Annotated in this window: 14 protein-coding genes; 2 read left to right on the top strand and 12 right to left on the bottom strand. The window is 73.8% G+C overall.

Annotated elements, in window-relative coordinates; genetic code table 11:
* Positions 1 to 2 precede the first annotated feature (2 nt).
* From ACQP2H_RS06995 to ACQP2H_RS06985, 3 genes are all read right to left on the bottom strand, one after another.
* On the bottom strand, positions 3 to 620 hold the full coding sequence (locus ACQP2H_RS06995) for an HAD family hydrolase (RefSeq protein ID WP_219468269.1): 618 nt from the start codon (positions 618 to 620) through the stop codon (positions 3 to 5).
* Positions 620 to 4,228: a chromosome segregation protein SMC gene (gene smc, locus ACQP2H_RS06990; protein WP_357534576.1), complete on the bottom strand. Its 3,609-nt coding sequence runs from the start codon at positions 4,226 to 4,228 to the stop codon at positions 620 to 622. The genes ACQP2H_RS06995 and smc overlap by 1 nt, the downstream gene beginning before the upstream one ends.
* A gap of 290 nt (positions 4,229 to 4,518) precedes the next feature.
* Positions 4,519 to 4,713 carry a hypothetical protein gene (locus ACQP2H_RS06985; protein ID WP_067305353.1) on the bottom strand — a complete coding sequence of 65 codons (195 nt, stop codon included), beginning with the start codon at positions 4,711 to 4,713 and terminating at the stop codon, positions 4,519 to 4,521.
* Positions 4,714 to 5,087: 374 nt separating this feature from the next.
* On the opposite strand from ACQP2H_RS06985, the gene ACQP2H_RS06980 reads away from it, so the two are divergent.
* Together ACQP2H_RS06980 and ACQP2H_RS06975 are read left to right on the top strand one after the other, a co-directional pair.
* Entirely contained in the window at positions 5,088 to 6,821 is a 1,734-nt protein-coding gene (locus ACQP2H_RS06980; RefSeq protein WP_433231687.1) for a CAP domain-containing protein, read from the top strand.
* A 107-nt stretch (positions 6,822 to 6,928) separates the two neighbouring features.
* Complete coding sequence (locus ACQP2H_RS06975) at positions 6,929 to 7,834, top strand: endo alpha-1,4 polygalactosaminidase (RefSeq protein ID WP_357534581.1); 906 nt, start codon at positions 6,929 to 6,931, stop codon at positions 7,832 to 7,834.
* Between the two features lie 123 nt (positions 7,835 to 7,957).
* Here the strand turns inward: ACQP2H_RS06975 and ACQP2H_RS06970 are convergent, their stop codons facing one another.
* The 9 genes from ACQP2H_RS06970 to rsmD all read right to left on the bottom strand — a co-directional run bounded on the left by ACQP2H_RS06970 (position 7,958) and on the right by rsmD (position 15,864).
* Positions 7,958 to 10,177, bottom strand: coding sequence for an MMPL family transporter (locus ACQP2H_RS06970; protein WP_433231683.1), 2,220 nt, complete (start codon positions 10,175 to 10,177; stop codon positions 7,958 to 7,960).
* A gap of 223 nt (positions 10,178 to 10,400) precedes the next feature.
* On the bottom strand, positions 10,401 to 11,258 hold the full coding sequence (gene mutM / locus ACQP2H_RS06965) for a bifunctional DNA-formamidopyrimidine glycosylase/DNA-(apurinic or apyrimidinic site) lyase (protein ID WP_219468259.1): 858 nt from the start codon (positions 11,256 to 11,258) through the stop codon (positions 10,401 to 10,403).
* Positions 11,251 to 12,048: a ribonuclease III gene (gene rnc / locus ACQP2H_RS06960; protein ID WP_244252296.1), complete on the bottom strand. Its 798-nt coding sequence runs from the start codon at positions 12,046 to 12,048 to the stop codon at positions 11,251 to 11,253. Before rnc ends, mutM begins: the two co-directional genes overlap by 8 nt.
* A gap of 108 nt (positions 12,049 to 12,156) precedes the next feature.
* Positions 12,157 to 13,179: a phosphate acyltransferase PlsX gene (locus ACQP2H_RS06955; protein WP_219470756.1), complete on the bottom strand. Its 1,023-nt coding sequence runs from the start codon at positions 13,177 to 13,179 to the stop codon at positions 12,157 to 12,159.
* Positions 13,180 to 13,293: 114 nt separating this feature from the next.
* Positions 13,294 to 13,467, bottom strand: a complete 174-nt coding sequence (gene rpmF / locus ACQP2H_RS06950) for a 50S ribosomal protein L32 (RefSeq protein ID WP_088646032.1) — start codon at positions 13,465 to 13,467, stop codon at positions 13,294 to 13,296.
* 5 nt (positions 13,468 to 13,472) lie between these two features.
* Complete coding sequence (locus ACQP2H_RS06945) at positions 13,473 to 14,036, bottom strand: YceD family protein (RefSeq protein WP_208567211.1); 564 nt, start codon at positions 14,034 to 14,036, stop codon at positions 13,473 to 13,475.
* A 110-nt stretch (positions 14,037 to 14,146) separates the two neighbouring features.
* Positions 14,147 to 14,644, bottom strand: a complete 498-nt coding sequence (locus ACQP2H_RS06940) for a hypothetical protein (RefSeq protein WP_208567212.1) — start codon at positions 14,642 to 14,644, stop codon at positions 14,147 to 14,149.
* 174 nt (positions 14,645 to 14,818) lie between these two features.
* Positions 14,819 to 15,304 carry a pantetheine-phosphate adenylyltransferase gene (coaD, locus tag ACQP2H_RS06935; protein WP_208567213.1) on the bottom strand — a complete coding sequence of 162 codons (486 nt, stop codon included), beginning with the start codon at positions 15,302 to 15,304 and terminating at the stop codon, positions 14,819 to 14,821.
* Positions 15,301 to 15,864 (bottom strand): 16S rRNA (guanine(966)-N(2))-methyltransferase RsmD, encoded by a 564-nt coding sequence (gene rsmD / locus ACQP2H_RS06930; RefSeq protein WP_433231678.1) that lies wholly within the window; start codon positions 15,862 to 15,864, stop codon positions 15,301 to 15,303. Before rsmD ends, coaD begins: the two co-directional genes overlap by 4 nt.
* Positions 15,865 to 16,100 lie beyond the last annotated feature (236 nt).

Raw genomic sequence — 16,100 nt, 5'->3', positions numbered from 1 at the left:
GGTCAGTGGGCCAGCGCCGCCCGCAGGTAGCGCAGCCCCTCCGGCCCACTCCACCGGTACGCCGACAGCCCGGCCGCCCGCGCTCCCCGGACCGCCCAGTCCTCGTCGTCGACGAAGAGCACCCGCGCGGGCGGGGTCTCCAGCGCCGCACAGGCCGCCTGGAAGTACTCCTTCGCCGGCTTGTGCACCCCGACGACCGAGGAGTTGACCACCACGTCCAGCTCGCCGACCAGGCCCAGCTCGGCGAGGTCGGTGTCGAGCAGGTCGGTGGCGTTGGTGCCGAGACCCACCCGGACCCCGGCGGCCCGCACCTCGCGGACGAACGCCAGCACGTCGGCGTCGAGCTCACCCCGGTAGCGCTGCCACTGCTGCACCGCCGCCCGCGCCCGGTCCGGGCCGACCGACTCGGTCAGCGCGTCAGCCACGCTGGACACCCAGTCGGCGTGGCTGACCTGACCGGTCAGCACCGGTTGCAGCCTCCCCCAGTGCATGGCGATCTCGCCGAGCACCCCGGCGGAGAGGCCGTACTCCCGCTCGATGCCGGCGGCCACCGCCGGGTCCCAGTGGCGCAGCACGCCGTCGAAGTCGAGCAGGAGCGCCGTCGGCCGTTCCCGTGCCACTACTGATTCTCCTCAGTTCGGTCGGACCGCTCGTCGTCGGTCCGGTTGAGCCGTTGGCTGATCACCTGGGTGACGCCGCTGCGCATGGTCACGCCGTAGAGCGCGTCGGCGATCTCCATGGTCCGCTTCTGGTGGGTGATGACGATCAGCTGGCTCTTCTCCCGCAACTGGGCCAGCAGCGTGATCAACCGACCCAGGTTCACGTCGTCGAGGGCCGCCTCCACCTCGTCCATGATGTAGAACGGGCTGGGCCGGGCCCGGAAGATCGCCACCAGCATCGCCACCGCCGTCAGCGACCGCTCACCACCGGAGAGCAGCGACAACCGTTTGATCTTCTTGCCGGGTGGCCGGGCCTCCACCTCCACGCCGGTGGTGAGCAGGTCGTCGGGTTCGGTGAGGATCAACCGGCCCTCGCCGCCGGGGAAGAGCACGGTGAAGACCTGCTCGAACTCGCGGGCGGTGTCGGCGAACGCGCTGGCGAAGACCTCCAGGATCCGCTCGTCGACGTCCTTGACCACGGTGAGCAGGTCACGCCGGGTGGCCTTGAGGTCCTCCAGCTGCTCGGAGAGGAACTTGAAGCGCTCCTCCAGGGCGGCGAACTCCTCCAGCGCGAGCGGGTTGACCTTGCCGAGCAGGGCCAGTTCCCGTTCCGCCTTGGCGGCCCGCTTCTCCTGCACCGGCCGCTCGTAGCGGACCGGCTCGGGCACCGGCAGGCCGTCGCGTTCGGCGGTCGCGACGTCCACCGGGGTCGGCGGGACGGGCTGCGCCGGGCCGTACTCGGCGAGCAGGGTCTCCAGGTCCAGGCCGAAATCCTCGGCGGCCTTGGCTTCCAACTGCTCGATGCGCAGCCGCTGCTCGGCGCGGGCCACCTCGTCGCGGTGCACCTGGCTGGTCAACCGCTCCAGCTCCGCGCCGAGCCGCTTCGCCGCCCCGCGTACCTCCTGGAGTTCGGCTTCCCGGGCGGCGCGTTCGCGGGCGACCGCGTCGCGGTGCTCCTCGGCGCGCGCGACGGAGGTGCCCAGCCGGGTGAGTGCCTCGCGGGCCCCGCCGACCACGGCTCGGGCGATCGCCGCACCCCGGGTCCGGGCCGCCCGCCGGGCCGCCGCCCGCTCCCGGGCCGCCCGCTCGGCGGTGGCCTGCCGGGCCAGCGAGTCGGCCCGGCCGGCGATCGAGGCGACGCGCTCCTCGGCGGTACGCACCGCGAGCCGGACCTCCATCTCGTTCTGCCGGGCCCGGGGCACCATCGCGGCGAGCTGGTCCCGGTCCTCGGTGGAGGGTTCCGCGTCGATCGGGGTGTCCTCGGCGAGCCGCAGCCGCTCCGCCAGCTCGGCGAGGGCGGTCAGGTCACGTTCCCGGGCCGCCTCGGCGCGGGACCGGCTCTCACCGAGCCGGTCGGTCTCCGCCCTGGCCGAACGGGCCGCCGCACCCAGCTCGGCCAGCCGGCGGGCGGCGGCGTTGCGGTGGCTCTCCGCCTCCCGTTTCGCGGCGGCGGCGTGCTGCACCGCCTCCTTCGCGGCGGCCACCTCGGCCCGGGCGTCGACGAGCTGGTCGCGCAGCTCCGCACCGGTCCGTTCAGCGGTGAGCCGGTTGGTGCGGGCCTCCTCCACGGCGGCCTGCACCTCGATGAAGCTGGCCGCCTTGGCCGACCCGCCGGCCGCCGCGTACGCCCCGACCACGTCGCCGTCCGGGGTGACCGCGCGCAGCTCCGGGTTGTCCGCGACCAGCTCGGCGGCGGCGGCGAGGTCGTCGACCAGCGCCACGTCACGCAGCGCCCGGTGTACGGCGGGACGCAGCTCGGGGGCGCACTCCACCAGGTCCGGCGCCCACCGGGCGGACTCCGGAAGCCGGGGGCGCAGCGCGTCGGCGGAGCCGGTCATGCCGGGTCCGGCGGGGCCGCCGACCAGCAGGCCGGCCCGGCCGGCGTCGGAGATCTTCAGCAGCCGCATCGCCTCGACGGCCTCGTCCACCCCGGTGACCGCCACCGCGTCGGCGAGCCCACCGAGCGCGGCGGCGAGCGCCGCCTCATGGCCGGCGGCGACGGTGAGCAGCCCGGCCAGGCTGCCCAGCAGGCCGGGCACCTCGTCGGCGCGGGCCAGCAGCGCCCCGGCACCGTCCTTGCGGCGCAGGCCCAGGGCGAGCGCCTCCTCGCGGGCCTTCCACGTCGCGGCGTCCTTCTCGGCGGCCCGCTCGGTGTCGGTCAACGCCCGGACGATGGCCTGGGCCCGTTCGTGGGCGGCCACCGCCTCGGCGTGCCGGTCGTCGAGTTCGGCGTTGTCCCGGTCGGCCTCGGTGGACTGTTCGGCGACCGCGTCCAGCTCGGCCTGGGCCTGGTCGGCGCGGGCCAGGGCATCGGCATGCGCGGCGGCGAGCCGGTCGATCTCCTCGCCGGCGCTGGTGGTGCGGGCCCGCGCCGAGTTCACCTGCCCGGTCAGCCGGGCCAGGCCCTCCCGCCGGTCGGCGATCGCCTTGGCGGCGGCGACGAGTTCCCGTTCGGCGGCGGCGAGCTGGCGTTCCAGCTCCTGCCGGTGCTCGACGGCCTCGGCGAGCCGGATCTGGTCGTCGGTGAGCGCCGCGCGCAGCTCCTCCTCCTGCTCGCGGACCCGCTGCGACTCGGCCTCCAGCTGGTCGGGGTCCCGGCCGGGTCGCTCGTCGTCGCCGGTGGCGCTGAGGTGGCGCAGCCGTTCCCGGGCCACCTGCTCCACCGAGCGGAACCGTTCGGCGAGGGCGGAGAGCTTGTACCAGGTGTCCTGGGCGGCGGCGAGCAGCGGCGCGTCCTCGGCGAGCGCCGCCTCCAGCTCACCGAGACGGCCCTGCACCTCGGTGTGCTCGCCCTCGATCTGTTCGCGCCGCTCCCGCAGCGCCGTCTCGTCGGCGATCTCCTTGTCCAGGGTGACCCGCAGGGTGTGCAGGTCGTCGGCGAGCAGCCGGAGCCGGGCGTCGCGCAGGTTGGCCTGGATGGCGGCGGCCCGGCGGGCCACCTCGGCCTGCCGGCCCAGTGGCTTGAGCTGGCGGCGCAGCTCGGCGGTGAGGTCGGTCAGCCGGTTGAGGTTGACCTGCATCGCGTCGAGCTTCCGCAGCGCTTTCTCCTTGCGCTTGCGGTGCTTGAGCACGCCGGCCGCCTCCTCGATGAACGAGCGGCGGTCCTCCGGTTTGGCGTGCAACATGCCGTCGAGCCGGCCCTGACCGACGATGATGTGCATCTCCCGGCCGATGCCGGAGTCGCTGAGCAGCTCCTGGATGTCGAGCAGCCGGCACGAGTCGCCGTTGATCTCGTACTCGCTCTCGCCGGAGCGGAACATCCGGCGGGTGATGGAGACCTCGGTGTACTCGATCGGCAGCGCGCCGTCGGTGTTGTCGATGGTGAGGGTGACCTCGGCCCGGCCCAGCGGCGCCCGCCCGGCGGTGCCGGCGAAGATGACGTCCTCCATCTTGCCGCCGCGCAGCGCCTTGGCGCCCTGCTCGCCCAGCACCCAGGCGATCGCGTCGACGACGTTGGACTTGCCGGAGCCGTTCGGGCCGACCACGCAGGTGATCCCGGGCTCCAGCTTCAACGTCGTGGCGGAGGCGAAGGACTTGAACCCCTTCACCGTCAGACTCTTGAGATGCACCTGTCCGATCCTCGTCCGGTGGCCACCGCAGGCGTCGCGGGCTGCGCGGACCTGGTGAACCCGCAGACTAACCCGTCGGTACGCGGTGGCCGGCACGCGACCCGCCCCGGCCCCCGGTGCCGCACCCCGTACGGTCCGGAAAATGATCGGGTGTGCTACGCCACATCGAGTGACAAGATCACGAATTGACGCCCGGGAGAATTGCCGGCGACAGCACTGCGCGCCGGCACAAAAAAGTGTCGGCGCGCTATTTCGCGGTGGTGCTGTTCAGTTTTCTGCGGTGCCGAAGATCAGGTGAGCGCCGGCTCGGCCAGCCGGAGGAGGTCGTCCACCTCCGCCGCAGCCGCCGCGAGCCGATCATTGTCGGCGCGCAGGCGCGTGATCTCGAACTCCAGGGCCTGCACCCTGGAACGCAGTCGGGTGACCTCGTCGAGCAGACGCCGGTCGGGCGCTGCACCTACGTGGCCGTACAGGGCCTTCGCCATGCTAACTCCTTGATATGCGCTGCCGGAAAAGCCGGCCAACGCGCGCCCATTTCGTGTTCGCGACTACTACCGGGCCACCGAGTTCCGGGCGTGGCTGGGCGCGACTGGCGACACCTACATATTGAGCGATAATCCGCCGTTCGTCAAGTTCTCGCAGGCCGTAGATCATCTACACGCCTACCCTGACGACTGCGCCGGGGGCCGTAAGGCTCGGACACTCTCTGTCCGGACTTCTTGACTCTACGCCTTCCCCGGCGGCTACGGTGACCCTGGATGTCTGCCCGGCCTTAACTCTTCCTTAGCCGCGTTGCCGCTGTTCCCGTTGCCGCCGTAGCGTCACCCCGGCCCGCAACCGACCCGTGGAGGCGACAGGCGTGTACGGCTCGACCGATCCGAACGACCCGGACGCCGCATACCGACGGCCGCAGCCGTTGGCGGACGACCCGGCCTGGCTGACCGACCGTCCCGAGCCCCGCTCGGCGTACCTCTTCGGTGACGACCCGACGCCGGACGGCCCGGATCGGACCGGCCCCGACCCGGCCGGCACCTCCGCCGGGCGCTTCGCGGGTGGACCCGACCGCTGGGCCGCCGGACCGCCACCCGCCGGTGACCACCGGCCCGACGCGGCACCCGGCCAGCACCCGGCGGAACCGACCGGAACGTGGCGGAACGAGCCGGCGGACCGGTGGCGCGACGAGCCGACCGGCCGGTGGACCGCAGCGGCCGTCGGGCAGTGGCCGACCGCCGACCGGACCGACCGTCGGCAGGACGAACCGACCGGGACCTGGCAGGACGGACCGACCGGGACCTGGCAGGACGACCGGACCGACCGCTGGCAGGCTGACCAGACCGGTCCCACGCAGGGCGGGCCCGCCGGTTCGTGGCAGGACACGCCGACCGGGCCGTGGCACGGCGAAACCGACGGGCAGTGGCAGGGCGAACCGGCCGGTGGCTGGCAGGGCGGGCACGCCGACCGGTGGCCGGACACGCAGGGCGGGCAGACCGACCAGTGGCACGGCGAGCAGGCCGGGCCGCGGGGTGGCGAGCAGGCCGGGCCGTGGCACGGCGATGCCGCCGACCGCTGGCAGGACACGCACGGCGAGCCGGCCGACCGGTGGCAGGACGAGCAGACCGGGCGGTGGCAGGGCGAATCGGCCGGGACGTGGGGTGGGGACACGCACCCGGCCACCGGGCAGGACGGGCCCTGGGTGGGCGAACCGGACGGGCGGCAGGCGTACCTGAGCGGAGCCGGTTGCGGGCCTGCCGACCGGAACGCCACCGCGCTCGCCTCGGCGGTCGTGCCGGCCGGCGGACCGACGACACCCACCGGCAACGTCCGGCCGACACCCACCGGCCCCGGCCGGCCGCGTCGCCGGCTGAAGCGTCCACTGCTCATCGGCGGGGCCGCCGCCGCGGCGACCCTGGTGGTGAGCCTGGGCATCGGCGCGCTGATGCTGCCCGACGACGAGCGCACCGACCCGGCCGCCCTCGACGAACCGGTGGCCACCGCGCCGGTCATCCCGGACACCGCACCGAGCACCACCGCCCCGACCTCCCCCAGCCCGTCGCCGAGCCCGTCGGCGGCGTCGCCGAGCCCGTCGCCGAGCCGGAGCGTCACGCCGACGCCCGCCCCGAGCCGGACCCAGCCGGCGTCCCGGCAGACCACCCGGGGCGGCAGCATCCCCACCGCGGCGACCACCACCCGGGCCGCGGTCAGCGGCGGCGGGGGCAGCCAGGTCCAGCAGGTCGTCGACCTGGTCAACGCCGAACGGGCCAAGGCCGGCTGCGCCGCCGTCACGGTGGACGCCAAGCTGACCCTCGCCGCCCAGCAGCACAGCCAGGACCAGGCCGACCACAAGAACATGACGCACACCGGCAGCGACGGCAGCGACGCCGGCCAGCGGCTGGACCGGGCCGGTTACACCTGGCGCACCTACGGCGAGAACGTCGCCTGGAACCAGCAGACCCCGGCTGCGGTGATGGACGCCTGGATGAACAGCTCCGGCCACCGGGCCAACATCCTCAACTGCGCGTTCACCGAGATCGGCGTGGGTGTGGCCGACAGCAACGGGCCGTACTGGACGCAGGACTTCGCCGCCCCGCGCTGACCGGGGACGGCCGGCCCCCGGCGACGACGTGACCGCGTCGTCGCCGGGGGCTTCTCGTTTGACCGGGTGAGGCGTGCGACGTACCGCACGGGACCCGGGAGCCGCCGATGCGCATCCGGCCGTCAGCGTCCGCGACGCGCGGCGGCTCGCCGCTGCCCACCCGGCCACCGCTGCGCCACCCGGCCCGCCGGGTGCTGTCGGCCACGCTGGCACTCACCCTGCTGACCCCGGTGTACGCCTGCCGTCCCGACCTCGGCCCGCCCGGCGCACCGACCCCGTGGCCGCCCGGCACGGCCCGGCAGTGGCGGTGGCAGTGGCAGCTCACCGGCCCGGTCGACACCACCGTCGACGCCGACGTCTTCCTCCTCGACCCGGTCCGGGTGAGCACCGCCGAGACCGGGGCGTTGCGTCGGCGCGACCGGCGGCTGATCTGTCACGTGCCGGTCGGGACGTACGCCGGGACGGATCCGGACGCCGCGCGCTACCCGGCGGCGGTCGGCGGCGGTGCGGCCGGGCGGCCCGGGAGCCGGTGGGTCGACATCCGGCGGTGGGACCTGCTGCGTCCCGTCCTGGCCGACCGGTTCCGGCTCTGCCGGGGCAAGGGTTTCGGCGCGGTGGCCCTCGTCGACGCCGACGGGTACGCCCACCGGTCGGGTTTCCCGCTCGACTTCGACGACCAGTTGGCTTTCAACCGGCGGTCCGCCGCGCTGGCCCGGGCCCTGGGTCTCTCCCCCGGCCTGGTCGGCGACGTCGCGCAGGTGGCCGCGCTGGCCCCGGAATTCGACTTCGCGGTCGACGAGGAGTGCGTCCGGCTGCGCCGCTGCGCCAAGCTGCTCCCCTTCGCCGACGCGGACAAGCCGGTCTTCCAGGTCGAGTACGCCGGGGACCCGGCGGGTTTCTGCGTGACGACCGTCGGCTACGGCTTCGCCTCGATCCGCAAGAACCGCACCCTGGACGCCTGGCGCGTGCCCTGTCCCACCGTCCCCGGGCCGGTCCCCGGCACGCCGGGGTGACCCGGACCGCGAGCTGCGGTCCGGGTCACCCGCGCCGCCGGCCACGGCGCTGCACCACCCGCAAGGGCGGTCACCGGCGGCGAGTGGGCAGGGCGGCGGCCCCGGCGCTGGTGGAACGGCCGGTCAGTGTGCCCCGACCAGCTCCGGCGTCGGGTCGGCCGGTGGGGTGGCGGCGGGCCGGCTGCGCCCGCGCAGGAAGCGGGGCGCCCACCAGTTGGCCTCGCCGAGCAGGGTCATCACCGACGGCAGCACCACCGCCCGGATGATCGTGGCGTCCAGCAGGATCGCCGCGGCCAGCCCGATGCCGAGCTGCTTCATGTCGATCGTGCTGAGCGAGGCGAAGATCGCGAACACCCCGACCATCACGATCGCCGCGCTGGTCACCACCCCCGCCGAGGAGGTGATGCCGTAGGCGACCGCGTCGGCGTTGGACCGGCCGGCGCGTACCGCCTCCCGGATCCGGCTGACCACGAAGACGTGGTAGTCCATGGAGAGCCCGAAGAGCACCACGAACAGGAACAGCGGCAGCCAGGAGACGATCGCCCCCATCGAGGTGAAACCGAGCAGGTCCTGCGCCCAGTCGCCCTGGAAGACCAGCACCAGCAGGCCGTAGGCGGCCCCGGCGGAGAGCAGGTTGAGCAGGATCGAGGTGAGGGCGACCACCACCGACCGGAACGTCCAGGTCATCACGAGGAAGGTCAGCGCCAGCACGAACGCCATCACCAGCGGCAGCTTCTCCCGGATGTGCCGGGCGTAGTCCTCGCTGGCGGCCACCCCGCCACCGACGGCGTACTCGACGCCGGGGATGCCACGCAGTGCGGCGGGCAGCAGGTCGTCGCGGAGTTCGTGCAGGGAGCTCACCGACCGGTCGTCCCGGCTGGCGTACGGGGTGGCCACCTCCAGCACCGACACCCGGCGGTCCGCCGACACCTCGATCTTCGGGCCGTCCGCCTCCACGGGGGCGAACAGCGGGTCGGCGGCGGCGGTGCGGGCCAGCCCGGTCAGCGCGGCGCGCACCTGTTCGGCCTGGTCGGCGGGGGCCCGGACGGCGACCGTGTGGCTGGTGCCGGTGCTCGGGAAGGCGGCGGTCAGCCGGTCGTACGCCTGCATCGCCGGGGTGGTCCGGGGCAGGTCCTCCATGCCGGGGAACTTCAGCTTCATGCCGAGCGCCGGGGCGGCCAGGGCGAGCAGCAGCCCCACCGAGACGATCAGGGTGGCCCGGGGCGCGCGCAGCGCGGGCCGCAGCACCGCCGGCCAGAACCGGGGCCGGGCCGGCTGCCCGTGCCGTCCGGTGCGGGGCGCGGTGAGCCGCCACAGCAGCGGCACCCGGGGGCGGTCCACCCAGCGGCCCAGCTTGGCCAGCAGTGCCGGCAGCACGGTCAGCGAGCCGGTCACCGCGACGGCGACCACCAGGATCGAGCCGACGGCGAGGGACGAGAAGACCACGTCGTCGGCGAGCATCAGGCCGGCCATCGAGATGATCACCGCGAAGCCGGAGACGACCACGGCGTGCCCGGAGGTCTCGGCGGCGATCTCCACCGCGTCCAGCCCGGACCGGCCCTTGGCCCGTTCCTCCCGTTCCCGTCGGACGTAGAACAGCGAGTAGTCCACCCCGACGGCCATCCCGATCAGCAGGATCACGCTGGAGGTGGTGTCGGTGGCGGGCACCAGGTGGGAGGCGAGGGTGGACAGCCCCATCGCGGCGGCCACCGAGGAGAGCGCCAGCAGCACCGGCACCCCGGCGGCGATCAGCGCGCCGAACGCGACGATCAGGATGGCCAGGGTGACCGGCAGGCTGAGCAACTCGGCCCGCTTGAAGTCCCGGCCCAGGGTGTCGTCCAGGGCCTGGTTGATCGACGGGCCGCCGACCTGCTCGATCCGCAACTGCGGGTGGGCGGCCTGGGCGGCGGCGGTGGCGTCACGCAGCGGCTGCACCCGGTCGGCGGCGGTCTCCGGATCGCCGGCCATGGTGACCGGCACCAGCAGCGCGGCACCGTCGCGCGACGGCACCGGCTCGCCCACCGACGCCACCCCGGTGATCTGCCGCAGCCGGTCGGCCGCGTCGGTCGCCGCGGCCTGCGCGGCGGCCCGGTCCAGGGTGCCGGTACGCGGGGTGATCAGGATGTTCTCCACCGCCGGATCGGTGAACTTTCCCTCGGTGACGATCACGTCGGCGTGACCGGACTCGCCGATCGCCTGGTCCGCGCCGGTGGCCTCGTTCAGGCCGGCGGCGTTGCCACCGACGAAACACACCGCCACGAAGACCACCCAGAGCGCGATCGCGCGCCACGGGTGCTCGGCGCTCCACCGCGCCAACCGCACCGTCACCGGTCTGCCGCCCATCTCCGTCGGGCCCCCTTCCCGTCGGCGCCCTGCCGACCGTGCTGACGCTAGGGACGGCGACGCCGGGGCACATCGGGGATCGGCCCCGGCCCACCCCGGACGCCGCGGAGGCGGCCGGGCCGGGCCGCCCGGGACGACCGACCGGGTGGATCAGCGTAAATCCGGCACCGGCCCGGAGTGCCGTCGGCGCGGCACACCGGTGCAACCCCGAACCGGGTCGGGGTCACCCCCTGAGGGCACCCCGGGGGCGGGGCTGACAGCGCGGGCAGCTGTACGACGACCGGTTCATGAACGCCTCCCGGCGGATCGGCGCCCCGCAACGCCGGCAGGGTTCCCCTTCCCGGCCGTAGGCGTTGAGCGACCTGTCGAAGTAGCCGCTCTCCCCGTTGACGTTGACGTACAGGTCGTCGAAGCTCGTGCCGCCCTGCTTGATCGCCTCGGCCAGGACGTCCCGTACGTGCCCGAGCAGCCGACCTGCGGCGGGGGCGGTCACCGCGTCGGTGGGGCGGGCCCCGTGCAGCCGGGCCCGCCACAGCGCCTCGTCGGCGTAGATGTTGCCCACCCCGGAGATCAGCGTCTGGTCCAGCAGGGCCCGCTTGACCTCCGTACGCCGTCGGCGCAGGGCGGTGACGAATCCGGTGTCGGAGAATTCCGGGTCCATCGGGTCGCGGGCGATATGCGCGATCTCGGCGGGCAGAACGGCGCCGCCCTCGCTGACCGCGAGCCCACCGAACGTCCGCTGGTCGACGAAGCGCAGTTGCGGGCCGTCGTCGGTGAACCGGAACCGGACCCGCAGGTGCAGCTCGTCGGCCGCCTCGGCCGGCTGGAGCAGCAACTGCCCCGACATGCCCAGGTGGCCGACGAGCGCGTCACCGCTGTCCAGTGGCAGCCAGAGGTACTTGCCGCGCCGGCGTACGTCGGTCACCGTCCGGCCGGCGAGCACGTCGGCGAAGTGCGCCGGGCCGGGGACGTGTCGCCGCACGGCCCGGGGGTGGCGCACCTCCACCGTCGAGATCCGTCGACCGGTGACCCACTGGGCCAGCCCCTGCCGCACCGTCTCGACCTCGGGCAGTTCAGGCACGACCCAGACCCGCCTCGGCGGTCTCGTCGGCCGCCGGCTCCTGCGCGTCGGGTGGTGCGGCGTCCGCGCGGTCCCGCTCGGCCTGCGCGGTCAGCTCCCGCCAGGCCGCGTCGGCGGCCCGCTGTTCGGCCTCCTTCTTACTGCGCCCCTCGGATCCGCCGTAGCGGTTGCCGGCCACCACCACCCAGGCGGTGAAGGTCTTCAGGTGGTCGGGTCCGGTGCCCTCGATCCGGTACTCGGGCACGCCCAGCCCCAGCGCGGCGGTCAGCTCCTGGAGGCTGGTCTTCCAGTCCAGGGCGGCGCCCCGGCCCGCCGACTCGGCCATCAGCGGATCGAACAGCCGGTGGATGACCTCCGCTGCGGTGTCCAGCCCGTACTGGAGGTAGATCGCGCCGAGCAACGCCTCCAGGGTGTCGGCGAGGATGCTCGCCTTGTCCCGGCCGCCGGTGCTCTCCTCCCCCTTGCCGAGCAGCAGGTAGGCGCCGAGCCCGTCGGGGCCGAGCCCCCGGGCGACGTCGGCCAGGGCACGCATGTTGACCACGCTGGCCCGCAGCTTCGCCAGTTGCCCCTCGGGCAGGTCAGGGTGGTTGCGGAACAACGCGGTGGTGATCACCACGCCGAGCACCGAGTCACCGAGGAACTCCAGCCGCTCGTTGGTGGGCAGCCCACCGTTCTCGTAGGCGTACGACCGGTGGGTCAACGCCCGCTCCAGCAGCTCGGGGTCGAGGGTCACCCCGAACGCCGTCTCCAGGTGGGCGACGGGCGCGCGCCGCCGCTTGTCGTTGGTCATGCTCCTACCTCTGCTCCGTTCCCGCCGGCGGGGTACGCGGACTCATGGCCCGTACGCCGGTGACCTGTTCGTTCAGGACTGCGAGGCTGGCCGGCGCACACCTGGTGCTCATGGCCGTCTCCTCGGCTCGCGGCGATCCGCACCGGGAGGATCGGACCCGGCCGATGCCTGCGGGTCCTCCTGGTCGGTGCCGCCGCCGGTCGGCAGGCCGGCGACCTGTTCCCGGACCCGGTCGGTGGCCCGGCGACGCCACAGGTGGGCGGCCAGGGCGATGCCGGAGGCGACGTCGTCGGGGGTCGCCGCGCCGTGGCAGACCACCACGGTGCCGGCCACCCCGAGCAGGGCCGCCGCCCGCGGGGCGTCACCGCCGGCGGGTGGGCCCCCGGTCATCGTGTACGCCCCCTCGATGGCCTTGAGCAGGACGTTACCGGTGAAACCGTCGGTTACCACCACGTCGGCGCGCAGGCCGAGCGTCACGTCGTAGCCCTCGACCAGCCCGACGTAGCGGGCGGCGCAGGGCAGTGGGGCGGCGGCGAGGAGGGGGTCGGCGGTGCGGCGGGGGCGGTCCCCCTTGCCGGTCTCGGTGCCCACCGAGAGCAGGCCGACCCGGGGTGCGACGATGGCGTGCGCGACGGCGGCGTAGGCCGCTCCGAGCACGGCGTGCCGGGCCAGGGTGGCGGGGCGGGGCTCCAGCGAGCCGCCGACGTCGAGCAGGATCACCGGGCCGGAGACGGCCGGCAGGCTCGCCACCAGCGCGGGCCGGCGCACGTCGGCCCAACGGCCGAAGCCGAGGGCGGCGGCGGAGACGGTGGCGCCGGTGGACCCGGCGGAGACCAGGGCGTCGGCGGCGCCGTCGCGGACGGCGGAGACGGCCGCGCGGACGGTGCTGTCGGCCCGTGGGGCGTGGTCGGCCGGCCCGGCGGCGGTACGGGTCGCGCGGATGGTGATCCGGGTCCGTTGCTCCGGGGTCAGGGCGTCGACCACCCCGGCCGCGACCTCGGTCGGGCCGACGAGCAGCAGGTGCAGGTCCGGGTCGGCACGCACCGCCCGCAGAGCGCCGTCAACCACGACGGCGGGAGCATCGTCCCCGCCGAGGAGGTCAACGGCGATCCGCGCGGTGCCCGGCTCCATCGCCACGCCGGCCGGAGCGGGCCGGTCGACGTCGGAGGGAGCCGGGGCACCGGGCGATCGCCGGGGTGCGCGCGCCACCCGACCTGTGGTCGGGGGTGTCACTCGGCGTCCAGGTCAGACCTCGAGAACCTGGCGGCCGTTGTACGTGCCGCAGACGGAGCACGCCGCGTGCGGCAGCTTGGGGGACTTGCACTGCGGGCAGGCCACGGTCGCGACCACAGCCGCCTTCCAGTTCGCCCGGCGGGACCGGGTGTTGCTGCGCGACATCTTGCGCTTCGGGACGGCCACGGTTCCTACTCCTCTGTACGGTTCAGTTGCGACAGGCTCGCCCAACGCGGGTCGATCTGCTGGTGGCTGTGATCGGCCGGCAGATCGTCCCAGTGCACCCCGCACTCGGGGCACAGTCCTGGGCAGTCCTCCCGGCAGAGCGGGTTGGTCGGCAGCGTGAGCACCACCGCGTCCCGCAGCGCCGGCTCCAGGTCGATCAGATCGTCCTGCATCCGGCCCACCTCGTCCTCGTCGGTCGTGATGTCCGTGGTGCTGTTCTCGTACGCGTACAGCTCCTGGACGTTCACGGTCAACGAGTAGTCGATCGCGCGCAGGCAACGACCGCACTCGCCCTGGACGGGACCGGTGATGGTCCCGGAGACGAGCACGCCCTCGGACACCGACTCCAACCTCAGGTCGAGGTCGAGGTCCGCACCCTCCGGCACGCTGATCAACTCTCCGCCGAGGTCCGCCGGTGCCGGCACGACCCGCCGATGCGTACGCAACGCACCAGGGCGACGCGGCAGGTCCCTCGTGTCGAGGACCAGCGGCGCCCTGGGGTTGAGTGATGAAGGCGAGTGTTTGGGCATAGTCAGACTCCGGCCGGTGAGAGGCCGACAAAAAAGGTTACCTGGGCGACCGCCGGATCGTCGAACCGGGGGCGACGCCCGACCCGTCCGTCGGTGCGATGAGGTGCCGCTCAGAAGGGTAGCGGGCGCTCCGCCTCGTCCCCACCGAAGGTGCCGATCTCCCGCAGCGCGTGCATCTTGTCCCGCCCACGCTCGATCGACGCCAGCGCCCGGGTGAGGAACTGCTCGAAGTTCGCCAGCGCGGTGTCGACGTAGTCGTCGACCTCCTCCCGCAGCCGCTGTGCCTCGGCGCGGGCCTCGGCGATGATCCGGGCCCCCTCGTGCTCGGCGGAGACCGTGATCTCGTTCACCGAGACCAGGCGGGCGTGTTCCGCCTCACCTTCGCTGATGATCCGGTCGGCCTCCCGCTTACCGGCATCCATGATCTTGTCGCGCTCCTCCAGGAGGGCGGCGGCGCGACGCAGGTCGGCAGGGAGGTCGGCGCGCATCTCGTCGAGAGCCGCGATCATCTCGCCCCGGTCGACCATGCAGTTGTTGCGCGACATCGGGACGGAGCGCGCCTGCTCCAGCACGCCGATCAGTTCGTCGATGCGATCGAGCGGGTCCACCGGTACCTCACCCCTGTCGTTCGTCTGCCGACCTACATGATGCGGCCTGCGCCCGACTTCGGCGCTGCACCACATGATGTCGTGCCCGGGCCACCACCGCCCTCACCACCCCGCCCCGACGCGCCGCCCGCCTCCGATCCGCTGCCCCGGCGTCGGTGGGCCGGCGGCGGGCGGTCAGGGGCGCGGGGTGGTGAGCCGGGCCGCGAGCGCCTGCCGGACGGTGTCGGGGACGTGGGAGGAGATGTCGCCGCCCCACTTGGCCACGTCCTTGACCAGGCTGGAGGAGAGGAACGAGTAGAGCGGGTTGGTCGGCATGAACAGGGTCTCCACGCCGGCCAGGCCGATGTTCATCTGGGCCATCTGCAACTCGTAGTCGAAGTCGCTGACCGCCCGCAGGCCCTTGATCAGCACGCTCGCCTCCTGCGCCCGGCAGAAATCGACGAGCAGCCCACGGAAGGACGCCACCCGCACGTTGCCGTACGAGGAGGTCACCTCGTGGAGCATGTCGATCCGCTCCTCGACGGTGAACAGGCCACTCTTGGACTGGTTCACCAGCACACCGACGATCACCTCGTCGAAGAGCCGGCTGGCCCGTCCGATGATGTCGAGGTGTCCGTTGGTGACCGGGTCGAACGAGCCGGGACACACCGCACGTCTCATGATCGGCGACCGTACCAAAGAGTGGTCTCGCCGTAACGCCGGCTGCGTTCGGCGGTGATGCCCCGCACCCAGTCGACCGGGCCGGTACGGGTGGACCGCTCGACCACCACCAGCGCGTCGGGGGCGAGCCAGTCGTGCTCCACCAGCGCGGTCAGCAGGGCGGTGATCTCGGTGTCCGGCACCGCGTAGGGGGGGTCGGCGAAGACCACGTCGTACGACGCGTCGCCGGGGCCGGCCGCGAGCACGCCGGCCACCTTGCCGGTGACCAGCCGGGCGGCCGGGGCGGCCCGGAGCGCGGCGACGTTCTCCCGGATCACCCGGGCGGCCCGGGGATCGGACTCGACCAGCAGCACGTGCTCGGCCCCCCGGGACAGCGCCTCCAGCCCGACCGCGCCGGAGCCGGCGTACAGGTCGGCGAAGCGCGCGCCGACCAGGTCCACCTCGGCGGCGACGGCGCTGAACAGGGCCTCGCGCACCCGGTCGGAGGTGGGGCGGGTGCCGGCGCCGGGGGGTGCGGCGATCCGCCGACCGCCGAGCGTGCCGGCCACGATCCGGGTCACCGTCTTTCCCTGCGCATGCCTGTGACGCTACGCGACCACCGACGCGGGCCGGCGGCGCGGTGCGCCCCGTCCGGGTGACCGAAACATCACCCCCAGTGAATCAATGATCTCAAATACATAACAACACTCCCGGTGCCCGCCGTGCACTATGTCCGTATCGACGGGCCCACTAGGGTCGGCCCGGTGCCGGTGCCGCTCCGCCGGCCAGGGCGTCGCACGGCGTCGTCACGGCGCTC

The organism is Micromonospora sp. CA-248260 (assembly GCF_050942205.1).
In the GTDB taxonomy this organism is placed as follows: domain Bacteria; phylum Actinomycetota; class Actinomycetes; order Mycobacteriales; family Micromonosporaceae; genus Micromonospora; species Micromonospora antibiotica.
Note: the sequence above shows the minus strand (reverse complement) of the source record. Positions and strands in the feature narration are given on the sequence as shown.

What these genes read in the sequence shown, in the direction of transcription:
- ACQP2H_RS06985 (WP_067305353.1), bottom strand. Translation starts at nt 4,713, where the DNA reads ATGGCGAAGGCCCTGTACGGCCACGTAGGTGCAGCGCCCGACCGGCGT.
- ACQP2H_RS06975 (WP_357534581.1), top strand. Translation starts at nt 6,929, where the DNA reads ATGCGCATCCGGCCGTCAGCGTCCGCGACGCGCGGCGGCTCGCCGCTG.
- ACQP2H_RS06970 (WP_433231683.1), bottom strand. Translation starts at nt 10,177, where the DNA reads ATGGGCGGCAGACCGGTGACGGTGCGGTTGGCGCGGTGGAGCGCCGAG.
- rnc (WP_244252296.1), bottom strand. Translation starts at nt 12,048, where the DNA reads ATGACCAACGACAAGCGGCGGCGCGCGCCCGTCGCCCACCTGGAGACG.
- ACQP2H_RS06955 (WP_219470756.1), bottom strand. Translation starts at nt 13,179, where the DNA reads ATGGAGCCGGGCACCGCGCGGATCGCCGTTGACCTCCTCGGCGGGGAC.
- ACQP2H_RS06945 (WP_208567211.1), bottom strand. Translation starts at nt 14,036, where the DNA reads ATGCCCAAACACTCGCCTTCATCACTCAACCCCAGGGCGCCGCTGGTC.
- coaD (WP_208567213.1), bottom strand. Translation starts at nt 15,304, where the DNA reads ATGAGACGTGCGGTGTGTCCCGGCTCGTTCGACCCGGTCACCAACGGA.